This window comes from Metabacillus niabensis, assembly GCF_902829255.1.
GTDB classification, from domain to species: Bacteria; Bacillota; Bacilli; order Bacillales; family Bacillaceae; genus Metabacillus; species Metabacillus niabensis.
The window spans coordinates 14,043-28,273 of the sequence record NZ_CADEPK010000185.1 but is presented as its reverse complement, the minus strand read 5'-3'; the positions used below and the strand labels follow the sequence as shown (position 1 = coordinate 28,273).

Sequence of the window (14,231 nt, the reverse complement as noted above, 5' to 3'; positions counted from 1 at the left end):
TCTTTATATGATTGAAAAGGAATAATCGCACCATAGCTATTATTCCATTCGCCTACCTCATTCTCGACTGCATTCTTCAATTCACTATAAGAGGCATTTAAAATGTCAACAGGAGTTAAATGCCTTGCTTGAGTTTGTAAAATTAGTACCTCTTCCTCATATTGAATTGTCACTTCTCCAAACATTGAGTCATTTAGCTGCTTTTCCATCCGTACTTTAACATTAGCAAGAACCTGTTTTATATCTATTAATTTCTTCAATCTTTTTTCTATAATCCGTTCTTGCTTGTTTAAGAAATCTAACAGATCCTCCGTCTTTAAACGTTGCGCCTTTTTTATATCCTCTAGTGAAGTCCCAATATGTTTAAGTGATTTTATAATATCTAAATGATATAGTTGAGAATCACGATAATAACGATAATTTGTATTTGGATCAGTATATGCTGGTTTGAATAAGCCAATTTTGTCGTAATATCTAAGCGTTTGTACAGATATATTTGCAAGCTTTGCTACTTCCCCAATTGAATATAACGTTTCTTCCATAGCTATTTCTTCCTCTGTCATTTAATCGTCTTATTTTGCATTATTGAAAGAAGGTGCTTTATACTTATCAGCTCCCTTTTGCCCTTTCCATGAAAATGAAATTCCTACACCGACAGCTAAGAGGACTGTTGCAAAGTAAAACGGATAGTTTAAGTCAACATCAAATAAAATCCCTCCGATTATTGGCCCCAAAACATTTCCAATACTTGTAAACATTGAATTCATACCACCAACAAAGCCCTGCTCATTACCAGCAATTTTTGATAAATAGGATGTAATAGCTGGTCTCATTAAATCAAACCCAACAAATACGATAACTGTTACAAAAAGGATCGTGAAATATGAATGGACTACTGTCATCAGGAAGACTAATACAGCAGAAAAAATTAGGCTATAACGTACTAAACGTATTTCCCCAAGTAAATTCGTTAAACGATCGAAAAGTAAAACTTGCGAAATCGCTCCAACAATTGCCCCTCCAGTAATAATTATCGCTATATCCTTTGGAGAAAAGCTAAATTTATGATCGACAAATAGTGAAAATAAAGATTCAAATGCCGCTAAGCCAAATGCAGAAATAAATATAATTACGAAAGCGATCATATATTTTGATTCTAAAATACGTTTAAATCCGGTGATACGCTCTTGTGCATCCTCTTCATGATTTCGTTCTGGTTCCCGAAGCATGAAAATTGAAAAGAACGCCGCGAATAAAGCTAAAATTGATGCAGAATAAAATGGTATCCGATGTCCAAGCTCTGCTAAAAAACCTCCAATCCCTGGCCCAATAATAAAACCAGTTGAAATGGCAGCCGACATATATCCTAGCGCTTTAGGTCTAGTTTCGGAATTTGTAATATCTGCAATAAATGCTGTAACAGCTGGCATAATAAATGCTGCACTAAATCCACCTAACACCCTTGATATAAAAAGAATCTCGATTGATTCACCAATAGCAAATAAAAACTCTGATAAACTAAAAATAAGTAATCCGAGTGTAATCATTTTTTTTCTTCCAAAATCATCAACCCACCTGCCTGCTATCGGTGAGATAAGTAATTGGGCTATTGCAAATGCAGCAACTAAATATCCGACAATTGCCCCTGTTAAATTTAGTTCATTCATGATTGTTGGCATAACTGGTATGACAAGGCCAATACCTAAAAATGCAATAAATAAATTTGTTAATAATATAGCCAATGTCACTTTCTGCTTTTTCATCCTTATTCTCCTTATACTGTTAAAAATATTCTTCTAGATTCAATATAAACCCTATAGTAGCTATAGAGTCAATATTTTAGTATCTAAGTCAAATCAATCATGAATGGAAATTTAGAATTCCCCCTAATGTGCCTTTAAATAAAAAAGGCCGACATTCACGTACATACACTATACGATAAATGTCGGCCTTTATATATTCTTTCGTGTTTACCTTATTTTATTACATTATACATAGCGAATAAGAAAATATTTTTTCTTTCCTCTACGAATAACTGTAAATTGCCCGCCAATTTTGTCTTCAGTTGAGATGATTTTTTCTAGATCTTGAACTCTTTCCCCATTAATATAAATTGCGCCATTTGAAATATCCTCGCGAGCTTGTCGTTTTGATGGAGAAATTTTTGCTTGAATAAGCAAGTCAATTAAGCCAATTTCCGCCTCTTCAACTTTTGTTGAAGGTACATCCTTGAATCCCTCTAATATTTCATCTGCTGTTAACTGTTTTATATCACCGCTAAATAGTGCAGCAGAGATTTTTACCGCCCGTTCTAAAGCATCTTCCCCATGAACAAGCTTTGTCATTTCTTCTGCAAGTGCCTTTTGTGCCAAGCGTTTTTCAGGTGCCTGCTTAACCTCTTCTTCCAACTGTTCAATTTCTTGTTTAGATAGGAAAGTAAAGTACTTTAAGTATTTAATGACATCACGATCATCAGTGTTAATCCAAAATTGGTAAAATTCATATGGAGATGTCTTTTCTGCATCTAACCAAATTGCCCCACCTTCAGTTTTACCGAATTTTGTACCATCTGCCTTCGTAACTAACGGAATTGTTAAACCAAATGCTTTTGCATTTTCCTCTGTTTTACGGATTAATTCTAAACCAGAAGTTATATTCCCCCATTGATCACTACCACCAATCTGCAGCTTACAATTATTGTTTTGGTATAGCTTTAGGAAATCATATGATTGTAAAATCATATAGCTAAATTCTGTAAACGAAATACCTGATTCAATTCGTGTCTTCACTGAATCTTTAGCAAGCATATAATTAATGCCAAAGTTTTTACCAACATCACGTAAGAAGGAAATAACATCAAGACTGCCTATCCAATTGTAATTATTTTCAATTATCGCTGGATTTTCCTTTGCATCAAAGTCCAAAAATCTTGAAAGCTGACCTTTAATTCGATCTGACCAATCTTGGACGATATCAGTCGTATTTAATGTTCGCTCAGCTTTTTTGCCACTTGGATCACCAATTAAACCAGTCGCTCCACCTACAAGCGCGATTGGATGATGTCCATTTAATTGAAACCGCTTAAGAGTTAATATTGGTAATAAGTGACCAATATGAAGACTATCTGCTGTCGGATCAAATCCAGCATAGAGATTAATTTTCTCTTTTTCTAAAAGCTCTGTTAATCCTTCTTCATCTGTAACCTGATTTACTAAGCCTCTAAATTGTAAATCTTTTAATAGTTCACTCATGTTCTTATCTCCTTTTTAGCTATTTTATTTTGAATTGTATAGACTAAAACGCAAAAAAGCCCCTTCATTACTGAAGGGGCGAAAAATCGCGGTACCACCCTACTTAGGATCTTACTATCAAAATCCTCACTCGGTTATATAACGGTTTACCCGTCTTTTTCTAATCAGATAAAATCCTTTCAAAAAAGCAGCTCATGGACGTAATTCATGAAAAGCCTGTATGCTGATTTCCACCAACCATCAGCTCTCTATAATAGGGAGACCTTCACTACTTAAACCAATCTTAGCAATTTCCTATGTAGTTTTAATAAATGAAATTTAACCATATTGCTCATTAAATGTCAAATACAAAAGCGAGTTATGAACAAAAGCATACAATTATTTCTATTTCCTATGGTATAATAGGAAACGATTCAGGGGGGATAGCATATGGAAAAAAAGGAAACCAAACTGAGGCGCTACTCTCCTTTTAACAAAGATATATCAAAAAGATTAGGTATTGTCTATCAAGTTGTTAGTAATCTTATTTTATTATTTATCGTTATTGGCCTAATTGGTATATGCTTTGCTGGAGGAGTAGGAGCTGGCTATTTTGCCTCATTAGTTAAGGACGAACCAATTCGTTCATATCAAGTAATGAAAAATGAAATATACAATTATGAGGAATCGTCAGATGTATACTTCGCGAACAATGTTTATCTCGGTAAACTCAATTCAGACATTGAACGTGAGGAAGTACAACTAAAAGATATTTCTAAACATTTAATTAATGCCGTTATTGCTACTGAAGATGAACTCTTTTATGAGCATGACGGGGTCGTTCCGAAGGCAATTATGCGTGCGTTATTTCAAGAATTTACAAATGCATCAGTACAAACAGGTGGTAGTACCTTAACCCAGCAATTAATAAAAAATCAAATCTTAACAAGTGAAGTATCCTTTGATCGAAAAGCAAAGGAAATATTACTTGCATTAAGATTAGAAAAGTTTTTTGAAAAAGATGAAATACTTGAAGCTTATTTAAATGTGACTGATTTTGGCCGTAATTCAAACGGAAGAAATATTGCAGGTGTTCAAGCTGCTGCCAAAGGTATTTTCGGTGTTAATGCAAAGGATTTAAATCTTGCTCAATCCGCATTCATAGCTGGGTTACCACAAAGTCCATTTCGTTATACGCCATTTTCAAATGATGGTGGTAAAGTAAAAGAAGATCTTGAGCCAGGTATTAACCGAATGAAAACGGTTTTAAGCCGAATGTATACAGGGGGATTTATTACAGAGAAAGAATATAATGAAGCTCTCAAATACGATATTCGTGCTAACTTAACAGATAAAAAGCCTTTACCAGTTGATACCTATCCGTATCTTACGTATGAAATTGAGGATCGTGCAAAGGAAATTATTTTAGTCAAACTTGCAGAGGAAGATGGTTATACAGAAGATGATTTACAAAAGGATGAAAATCTTTATAACCAATACAAAACACTCGCAGACAATGATATTCGACATAATGGATATAAAATTCATACAACGATAAATAAAGACATTTATGATAAAATGCAAAAGGTCGTTGCCGACTACGAATATTATGGAAGTGATCGAACAGTTGAAAAAGAGGACCCTGATACAGGTGAAACAATTACTGTTAAAGAGCCTGTTGAGGTTGGTGGAATGTTAATTGAAAACAAATCCGGAAAAATCATCAGCTTTGTTGGTGGCCGTGATTATGACCGAGAAGCATTAAATCATGCAACAAAGGCAAAACGTGCTAATGGTTCGACGATGAAACCATTACTCGTGTATGCACCTGCAATGGAATTAGGTAAGATACAGCCAGGTTCAATTATTGCTGATACACCTTATACAGTAAATATTCCAGGAGATAAACCATACAGACCGGGTAACTATGGTGATGGTTATCATGGGTTAACAAGTATTCGAAATGCCTTAAAGCATTCTTATAATATTCCTGCTGTAAAAACTTATATGAGTATAATAGACCAAAATCCATTATCATACCTTGAAAAAATGGGATTTACTAGTCTTCATAAGAATGATTACGGCGCACCTTCCCTAAGCTTAGGTGCCCTTACGACAGGTGTTACTATAGAAGAAAATGTTAATGCCTATACAACCTTTGCAAATAATGGGAAATTTATTGATGCATATATGATTGAGAAAATAGAAGATAGCAATGGAGAAATTATTTTTCAGCATGAAAAAACTGAAACAAATGTATTTACTCCGCAAACTTCATACTTAACGATCGATATGATGCGAGATGTTATTAAAAGTGGTACCGCTAGTTCACTAAATGGCTATCTATCATTTAATGCAGATTGGGCAGGTAAAACAGGTACTGGGCAGGATTATAAAGATGCTTGGTTTGTCGCATCTAACCCAAATGTTACGTTTGGAACGTGGATTGGTTACGATACACCGAAACCTTTAGAGAAATCATATAAGGGCATGTCGTACAGTAATAGGAACATTCTTTTGTGGGCTAAGCTCATGAATGTAGCTCATGAGGTGGAGCCAGAGCTTGTTGCACCAAAAGAACGTTTCCAAATGCCTGATGGAATTGTTTCTCGTTCTTACTGTTCACTTACAGGTGATCTACCGTCATCCTTATGCAAAGACGCTGGTTTAGTAAAGACAGATTTATTTAATGCTAAGTATTTACCCAGTAAAGTAGATAATAGCCTTACCCAAAATAAATTTGTCTTTATGAACGGCAAGGCATTTAAAGTACCAGGCTCTGCACCATCTGAATTTGTTCAGATGGGTGTAACGATTTCTAAAGATATCCTTAATAGATATGGGGTAGGCAGTGTTAATGAACTAAAAAACCTATTACCTAGCACTGTTAATTGGGGTAATCTTGTCATCATAGAGGATAATGTATTATCAGATAATGGGGCAAATCCTAACGCAGTTAGTGGTGTCCACATAAACGGTTCGAGAATTAGTTGGAATGCTAATGGGGAAAATGATATTATCGGCTACAGAGTCTATGCAGCTGCAAACAATTCAACTAATTTCACTAAAGTTGCTAGAGTACATGCATCTGATACATTAGGGGTAACTGTCGGAACGAAGCCTGCAGCATACTATATTGTAGCAGTCGATGTTGCTGGTCGAGAATCTTCACCATCAACTATTATTAAAGTTGGAAATTACTCAGAAGCTAAGGTGAATACGGAACCTCCGAAGGCTACTACAAAGGCTCCGGAAAATGATCCGGCTAAGGCTCCGGAAAACGCTCCAGCTAAGGCTCCGGAAAACGCTCCAGCTAAGGCTCCGGAAAACGCTCCGGCCAAGGCTCCGGAAAACGCTCCAGCTAAGGTTCCCGAAAATAACGCTCCGACTAAGGCTCCGGAGAATAAACCTGATAACACTACAGAAAATCAAATAGCTAATGGTTCTTTAGTACAATAAAAAAAGATCCCTTTTCTGAGGGATCTTTTTTTCTCTATTTATGATAAATCTCATCAATAGTCTTGATGGACTTATCATATCGTTAATCTTCCATTGTCGATAAATCACCAGTCGGTAAATCAAGCTCCCATGCCTTAAGTACACGCCGCATAATTTTTCCACTTCGTGTCTTCGGTAGCTTATCACGAAATTCAATTTCACGAGGTGCAGCATGAGCGGCTAAACCTTTTTTTACAAAGGTCCGTATTTCCTCTTTCAATTCATCAGTTGCTTCATAACCTTCGCGAAGGGCAACAAATGCTTTTATAATTTCTCCTCGAACAGGATCTGGTTTACCAATTACTCCTGCCTCTGCAATTGCTGGATGTTCGATTAGTTTACTTTCGACCTCAAACGGACCAACTCGTTCACCTGATGTCATAATCACATCATCAATTCTTCCTTGGAACCAAAAATAACCATCTTCATCCATATATGCGGAGTCTCCTGATACGTACCATTCACCTGGCATAAAATATGATTCATATTTTTCTTTGTTATTCCAGATTGTGTACATCATTGATGGCCAGCCTTTTTTTATGGCTAAATTCCCCATACGATATGGTGGCAAAATATTTCCTTGATCATCAACAATTGCTGCTTCAACTCCTGGAATGGGTTTTCCCATTGAACCTGGCTTTATCTCCATACAAGGATAGTTACAAATCAACTGTGCACCAGTTTCTGTCATCCACCATGTATCATGAATTCGTTTATCAAATACTTTTACTCCCCATCTTACCACCTCAGGGTTTAACGGTTCTCCAACACTTAAGATATGTCTAAGTGAGCTTAAATCAAATTGCTTTACAAGCTCATCACCTGCACCCATTAACATTCGAAATGCAGTAGGTGCACTATACCATACCGTAACACCGAAATCTTCTATCGTTTGATACCAGGTTTCGGGACTAAACCGTCCACCAACAATAACATTTGAGGCACCAGATAACCATGGGCCAAAAATACCGTAAACTGTTCCGGTAACCCAGCCTGGATCAGCTGTACACCAATAGACATCATCTTCTTTTATATCTAGAACCCATTGTGCAGTTTGATAGTGTTGTACAATGGCTTGATGAACATGAAGTACTCCTTTTGGTTTACCAGTTGAACCTGATGTGTAATGTAAAAGAAGACCATCTGTTTTTTCAACCCAAACAATATCAAGCGTTTTACTTGCTTTTTCCATTTCCGTTAAGAAATCAATATGTTTTGTCGTATCAACATCACTTCCAACAACAACAACATGCTGTAATGCAGGAAGTTCATTTACCGGAATTCTGTTTAATAATTCTGGAGTAGTAACAATCACTTTCGCTTCACTATCTTCTAATCGATCTTTGACAGCACCTTCCATAAATGCCTCAAATAATGGTCCAACTATTGCACCTAGCTTTATAGCTCCTAGTACAACAAAATATAATTCAGGTGTTCTAGGCATAAAGACAAAAAGGCGATCACCTTTTTGAACGTCCGCTGTAGTTTTTAATACATTTGCTGCTTTGTTGGAGAGATCTTTCATTTCTCTAAACGTATATTTCTCATTGCGATTCGGATCACGGTAATAAAGGGCAATTTTATTTTTTCGGAATGTTTCAGTATGTTTATCAATCGCTTCGTAAGCTGCGTTTAGTTTACCAGTTTCATACCATGAAAAATTCTTTTCAGCTATCTCCCAATTAAACGATGCGTATACCTCGTCATAGTTTGTTAAATTATGATTCCCCTTTGTTGATGGCAACGCTTCCAATTTCATATAAAACTCCCCCTTATGTAAGAATTTACACTATAATTATAGTACAATATTTCATTTTTCACAATTTTTTAAAAAATATTTGAAGTTAATTGTGATGTAATCGCTTTATTTAGTGAGTATTCCTGTATAATGGATGTAACATTTAAACGGCATTAAAAATGCAAATCTATGAACCTATTATTCGCAGAAAAAGGCGGTGAGCAACTTGCACCATATTAAAACATACAATGCAAAAGAATTAAAAACACCGAAGTCAACAATCTTAATTGAGGGACCTATTTCAGCACAAACTTTAGCGGGCTATCACTTTCATGAAGGTCTAGTTGCATTTAGACAACCAAAACAACAGCAACAAGCTTTAGTTGAAATTGCTGATTTACCAGAGGGCAGGATCATTATTGCTCGAATAAATGAAACAGTCATTGGTTATGTTACATACCTTTATCCGGATCCATTAGAAAGATGGTCTGAAGGAAATATGGAGGATTTAATAGAATTAGGAGCAATTGAAGTAGCCCCAGAATATCGTGGTTATTCTATTGGAAAAAATCTACTAAAGGTTTCTATGATGGATGACTTTATGGAAGATTATATCATTATCACGACTGAATACTATTGGCATTGGGATTTAAAAGGCTCTGGGCTAAATGTGTGGGAATACCGTAAAGTAATGGAAAAAATGATGAATGCTGGTGGCTTGCAATGGTACGCTACTGACGACCCAGAAATAAGCTCACACCCAGCTAATTGTCTTATGGCACGAATCGGAAAGCGTGTAAAACCTGAATCAATTGAAAAATTTGACCGTCTTCGTTTTAAAAATCGATTTATGTATTAAGCAAATTGCAAAACTTTGTGTACTCTAAAGTTAGGAGGCAACAAGATGCTTGTAAAACAAATCATGAAAAAAGACATCATTACGTTAAGCTCGAAACATTCAATTAGAGATGCATTAATAACGATGAAGCAAAACTCAATTCGGCATATTCCAATTGTAAAGGAAGAGGATATTTTAATCGGCATTATAACTGAACGTGATGTAAAAGATGCAAGTCCTTCCATCTTTCAATTAGAACTAAAGGAAGATTTTTTGAATAAATCGATAGATACCATTATGTCGACAAATTTAATTACAGGTCACCCACTAGACTTTGTTGAAGAAATTGCAGCCATCTTAATTGAACATAAAATTGGTTGTCTACCTATCCTACAAAATAAAAAACTAGTAGGCATCATTACAAAATCAGATTTACTTCATACATTTGTTAAATTAACTGGTGCCGACCAACCAGCATCACATATAGAGGTTAGAGTACCAAATAGAGCAGGGCAACTTGCGAAAGTATCTTCTATTTTTCAAAATCATAGTATAAATATATCAAGTGTCCTCGTTTATCCAGATATCGATGATCAATATAAAATTCTCGTCTTTCGGATTCAAACGATCAATGTAAATGTCATTTTAAAGGAATTAATGAATGAGGGGTATCATGTTTTGTTTCCTAACGTAATGGGGAATGACATATGAAGGAAAGAGATACCGTATTTATATACTCACCTCAATTTCAGCAGTATAAATTTCACCAAGCACATCCCTTTAATCAACTAAGAGTGAAACTAACCTATGACTTATTAACTGAAATGAAAGCGATTAAACCATCAAATGTCGTCAGTCCTAGAGCAGCAACAAAAGAGGAATTATCCTTAATCCATGATAAAAAATATATAGAAGCTGTAGAATTAGCAGGAAATGGTCAACTTGATAATGAAAAGGCGCTTAATTTTGGAATTGGAACTGAAGACACACCGATCTTCCCAAACATGCATGAGGCGAGCTCTCTTCTTGTAGGTGGAACATTAACTGCTGTTGACTATGTTATGGAGGGAAAAGCAAACCACGCAGCAAATTTCGGAGGAGGACTTCATCATGGGTTTCGTGGCAAAGCCTCTGGTTTTTGTATATATAATGATAGCTCTGTCGCGATAAAATATATTCAGAAAAAATACGATGCAAAGGTATTATATATCGATACAGATGCTCACCATGGTGATGGTGTTCAATGGGCTTTTTATGACGACCCTACCGTTTGTACACTCTCAATCCATGAAACCGGCAGATACTTGTTTCCTGGAACAGGCAATGTTACAGAACGGGGCTCTGGGAAAGGTTATGGATTTTCTTTTAATATCCCATTAGATGCGTTTACAGAAGATGAATCATGGCTTAATGCATATAGACAATCCATTACAGAAGTAGCAAATTATTTTAAGCCTGATGTTATTATCACCCAGAATGGAACTGATGCTCATTATTATGACCCACTTACACATCTATCTGCATCGATGGCCATTTATCACGAAATTCCTAAATTAGCCCATGAAATTGCTCATACATATTGTGATGGTAGATGGATCGCTGTTGGTGGAGGAGGATACGATATTTGGCGTGTTGTACCAAGAGCATGGAGCTTAGTATGGTTAGAAATGAATAACATACCTGTACCGGAAAGTTTGCCATTAGCTTGGCTAAATAAGTGGCAGCAAAAATCCCCTGTTCCGCTTCCGACAAGCTGGTACGACGCTAAAGATCTTTATGAACCAATCCCTAGAAAGTTAGAAATTGAAGAAAAAAACGCCATCACTGTTTCAAAGGCATTATACCCAATTAGACAAAATGATACGAACTAACCAATTTTGCCGTTTTCGTATTGGGGACTGACCCCAATTGCAAGAAAAAAACGAGCTAACTCATGTTAGCTCGCTCTTGTTTTTACTTAGTTGATTGGCGAATTTCAATGCGATGTGGAAGCTCGACATTATGCTCTTCGACTTCTTCCTTATTCATATATTTCGTTAATAAACGCATTGCAACCGCACCGATGTCATACGTTGGTTGAACAACAGTCGTAAGCTGTGGACGTACCATTGTAGCTAAACGAGTATTATCAAATCCAACAATTTCAAAATCATTTGGAATTGAGTAATTTCTGTCCTGTGCACCGTGGATAACTCCTAAAGCCATTTCATCAGTAGCAACGAAAATAGCTGTAGGCTTTTCTGATAACTCATCAATTTTTTCAAATGCTTCAATTCCTGAATCATACGTATAATCACCTTCGATAACGAGAGATTCATCAAAAGCGATGCCTGCTTCCTCTAATGCACGCTTATAACCAACTGTTTTCTTTACGCGGTTTACCGGTTCTTCTTCTGGTCCTTCAACATAGGCAATTCGCTTATGGCCTTTTTCAATTAGCATTGAAACAACATCATATGCCGCTTGTTCATAGTTAATATTAACAGAAGGTGTGGACTCAGACATATCCACTGAAGCCGCTAATACAATAGGTACAGGAGAACGTTTGAATTGTTCTACCAACTCTTCTGTTACATTTCCGCTCATGAATACAATACCATCTACCTGCTTTCCTAGCATTGTATTCAATAGATGTAGCTCTTTATCATGATTTTGATCAGAGTTACTTAAAATAATATTATATTTATACATCGTCGCTATATCTTCAATACCTCTAGCAAGCTCAGAGTAAAAAATACTAGAGATATCTGGAATGATAACCCCAACCGTTGTTGTCTTTTTACTAGCAAGTCCCCTTGCTACTGCATTTGGACGGTAACCTAATCTTTCAATAGCTTCTTGTACCTTTTTTCTAGTCGTTGGTTTTACATTTGGGTTACCATTTACTACACGTGAAACTGTTGCCATAGACACATTTGCCTCACGAGCAACGTCATATATTGTTACACTTGTCATTTTTTGAACACTCCTTCAAATTCCTAAAAACATTAATTAACATTTCTACAATAAGACATATGTATGTAGAATTTTGTTATCAACTGTCAAATCGCCTTATATAGACACGTTTTATGTAAATTAATCATACGATACTCTGAAAACGTCTGCAATGGATTTCAAAGATTTTTTCTTATTTTCACATATTATTCATTTTCCCTGCTAATAAGAAACGTAATACTATATTACCATTTTTACCTTAAATGATCATAATTATTAATAAAAATGTATAAAAAAATATATCGTTACTTGCAGTATTCTTCTAATTTGGAAAATTGATTCTTTTTTAACATTATTTATAAACATAAAAAAGAGGCTAACTATTCTATCAGTCAACAAAGTCCTGACTGCTAAGAATAATTAACCTCTATTTCTTCATTTATTAAGCGTTAACTTTTACTAAAGGTTTTAATTCAGAAATAAATTTATCAAATTGATCAAAATCCATTTGTTGAGCAGAATCAGACAATGCCACTGCAGGGTCAGGATGGACCTCAGCCATTACACCATCAGCACCAATAGCTAAAGCTGCTTTAGCTGTAGGAACTAATAAATCTCTTCTACCTGTTGAATGTGTAACATCTACAAATACAGGTAAGTGTGTTTCTTGTTTTAAAATTGGAACTGCAGAAATATCTAAAGTATTTCTTGTTGCACGTTCATACGTACGAATTCCACGTTCACAAAGAATAATTTGGTCATTTCCTTGAGAAATAATGTATTCAGCTGCATTGACAAATTCATCAATTGTAGCTGCTAATCCACGCTTTAATAATACCGGTTTGCGAACAGCACCTGCCGCTTTTAATAATTCAAAGTTTTGCATATTACGTGCACCGATTTGAATGATATCAACATAGTCAAGCGCTACTTCAATATCAGCCGGATTCACAATCTCACTAATAATAGCTAAGCCATATTCGTCTCCAACTTTTCTTAAAATCTTAAGTCCTTCAAGACCAAGACCTTGGAAATCATATGGACTTGTACGTGGCTTGAACGCACCCCCACGTAAAATCTTAATGCCCTGCTTAACAGCTTGCTCAGCAACTGCTGCAGTTTGCTCATAGCTTTCAACAGCACACGGACCAATAATAAATGATTGGCTTCCATCACCGATTCTTACACCGTTAACTTCAACAATTGTATCTTCAGGTTTTTTCTTTCGGGAAACTAATAAAGCTTTACTATGATCGTCTTCTTGTAGCTCTAAACCTGCTTTGAAGATTTCTTTAAAAATATGTTGTAATGTTGAATCCTCGAATGGACCATCATTAAATTCTTTAATGCTATTTAACATTTTACGCTCACGAACAGGGTCATAGCGATTAACGCCTTGTGCTACTTTAGCTTTTCCAATCTCTTGAACAACTCTTCCTCGCTCGTTAATTAGCTTTAATATTTGTAGATTAATCTCATCTGCTCTTTCTCTTAATGCTTCTAATTCTGCATTACTCATCTCGCTCATCCTTTCTGATTAAAAATATAGTCGAAACAATAACACACGATCAATGAAGATAATTAACAAATAGACGCTGTTATTATTGGATATATATTTCCTCTTGCGGCGTTCGCCTGTGGGTTCTCTCTTTAGCACACATCTCTAAGCAGAAGTCTCTCACATTCATTCATAAAAATATAGTGCTAAAAAATCTACATAAGCTTTAACATAGCCAACAAATAAGTAACGTAACGTCTAATATTCTTTATCAATCACAGAAAGTGTGGTACATTTTCTATAATTAGTAGTAATTATAAACGATAAAATAGTGATTGTCACCAAAAACTTTAACATTTAAACGCTTTTAAGCGATAAAGTAAAATTTAAGCATGACCAAATGGATTTCTAGATCTATTTTATTACTCACTATTAAGCGAATACACTTTGTCTAGAATCATTTACAGGCGAAAATCACGACAAAAATAACTAAAT

At 35.6% G+C, this 14,231-nt stretch carries 10 protein-coding genes and 1 other annotated feature; of the genes, 4 read left to right on the top strand and 6 right to left on the bottom strand.

Annotated elements, in window-relative coordinates; genetic code table 11:
* The 3 genes from HU235_RS12735 to tyrS all read right to left on the bottom strand — a co-directional run.
* On the bottom strand, nucleotides 1-542 hold a 542-nt coding region (locus HU235_RS12735; protein ID WP_174880444.1), incomplete at its 3' end, for a MerR family transcriptional regulator.
* Between the two features lie 30 nt (nucleotides 543-572).
* Nucleotides 573-1,763 carry a multidrug efflux MFS transporter NorA gene (gene norA / locus HU235_RS12730; RefSeq protein ID WP_095302889.1) on the bottom strand — a complete coding sequence of 397 codons (1,191 nt, stop codon included), beginning with the start codon at nucleotides 1,761-1,763 and terminating at the stop codon, nucleotides 573-575.
* Between the two features lie 225 nt (nucleotides 1,764-1,988).
* On the bottom strand, nucleotides 1,989-3,251 hold the full coding sequence (tyrS, locus tag HU235_RS12725; RefSeq protein WP_095302890.1) for a tyrosine--tRNA ligase: 1,263 nt from the start codon (nucleotides 3,249-3,251) through the stop codon (nucleotides 1,989-1,991).
* 71 nt (nucleotides 3,252-3,322) lie between these two features.
* Nucleotides 3,323-3,545: a binding site (T-box leader), on the bottom strand.
* Between the two features lie 135 nt (nucleotides 3,546-3,680).
* Between tyrS and HU235_RS12720 the strand changes: the two genes are divergently transcribed.
* The gene (locus HU235_RS12720) at nucleotides 3,681-6,689 is read left to right on the top strand and encodes a transglycosylase domain-containing protein (protein ID WP_174880443.1); all 3,009 of its coding nucleotides are present in this window, start codon (nucleotides 3,681-3,683) and stop codon (nucleotides 6,687-6,689) included.
* 82 nt (nucleotides 6,690-6,771) lie between these two features.
* Here the strand turns inward: HU235_RS12720 and acsA are convergent, their stop codons facing one another.
* Nucleotides 6,772-8,487 (bottom strand): acetate--CoA ligase, encoded by a 1,716-nt coding sequence (acsA, locus tag HU235_RS12715; RefSeq protein ID WP_095303581.1) that lies wholly within the window; start codon nucleotides 8,485-8,487, stop codon nucleotides 6,772-6,774.
* Between the two features lie 205 nt (nucleotides 8,488-8,692).
* Between acsA and HU235_RS12710 the strand changes: the two genes are divergently transcribed.
* The 3 genes from HU235_RS12710 to HU235_RS12700 are packed head-to-tail and all read left to right on the top strand — an operon-like array spanning nucleotide 8,693 to nucleotide 11,175.
* The gene (locus tag HU235_RS12710) at nucleotides 8,693-9,325 is read left to right on the top strand and encodes a GNAT family N-acetyltransferase (RefSeq protein WP_095303580.1); all 633 of its coding nucleotides are present in this window, start codon (nucleotides 8,693-8,695) and stop codon (nucleotides 9,323-9,325) included.
* A gap of 45 nt (nucleotides 9,326-9,370) precedes the next feature.
* Nucleotides 9,371-10,015, top strand: coding sequence for an acetoin utilization AcuB family protein (locus HU235_RS12705; protein ID WP_095303579.1), 645 nt, complete (start codon nucleotides 9,371-9,373; stop codon nucleotides 10,013-10,015).
* The gene (locus tag HU235_RS12700) at nucleotides 10,012-11,175 is read left to right on the top strand and encodes an acetoin utilization protein AcuC (protein WP_174880442.1); all 1,164 of its coding nucleotides are present in this window, start codon (nucleotides 10,012-10,014) and stop codon (nucleotides 11,173-11,175) included. The genes HU235_RS12705 and HU235_RS12700 overlap by 4 nt, the downstream gene beginning before the upstream one ends.
* Before the next feature lie 82 nt (nucleotides 11,176-11,257).
* Here HU235_RS12700 and ccpA read toward each other — a convergent pair whose 3' ends face one another.
* Both ccpA and HU235_RS12690 read right to left on the bottom strand, forming a co-directional pair.
* Nucleotides 11,258-12,259, bottom strand: a complete 1,002-nt coding sequence (gene ccpA, locus HU235_RS12695; protein ID WP_095303550.1) for a catabolite control protein A — start codon at nucleotides 12,257-12,259, stop codon at nucleotides 11,258-11,260.
* 421 nt (nucleotides 12,260-12,680) lie between these two features.
* A complete protein-coding gene (locus tag HU235_RS12690) occupies nucleotides 12,681-13,757 on the bottom strand; it encodes a bifunctional 3-deoxy-7-phosphoheptulonate synthase/chorismate mutase (RefSeq protein ID WP_095303551.1) in 1,077 nt (358 codons plus the stop codon).
* Between the last annotated feature and the right edge of the window lie 474 nt (nucleotides 13,758-14,231).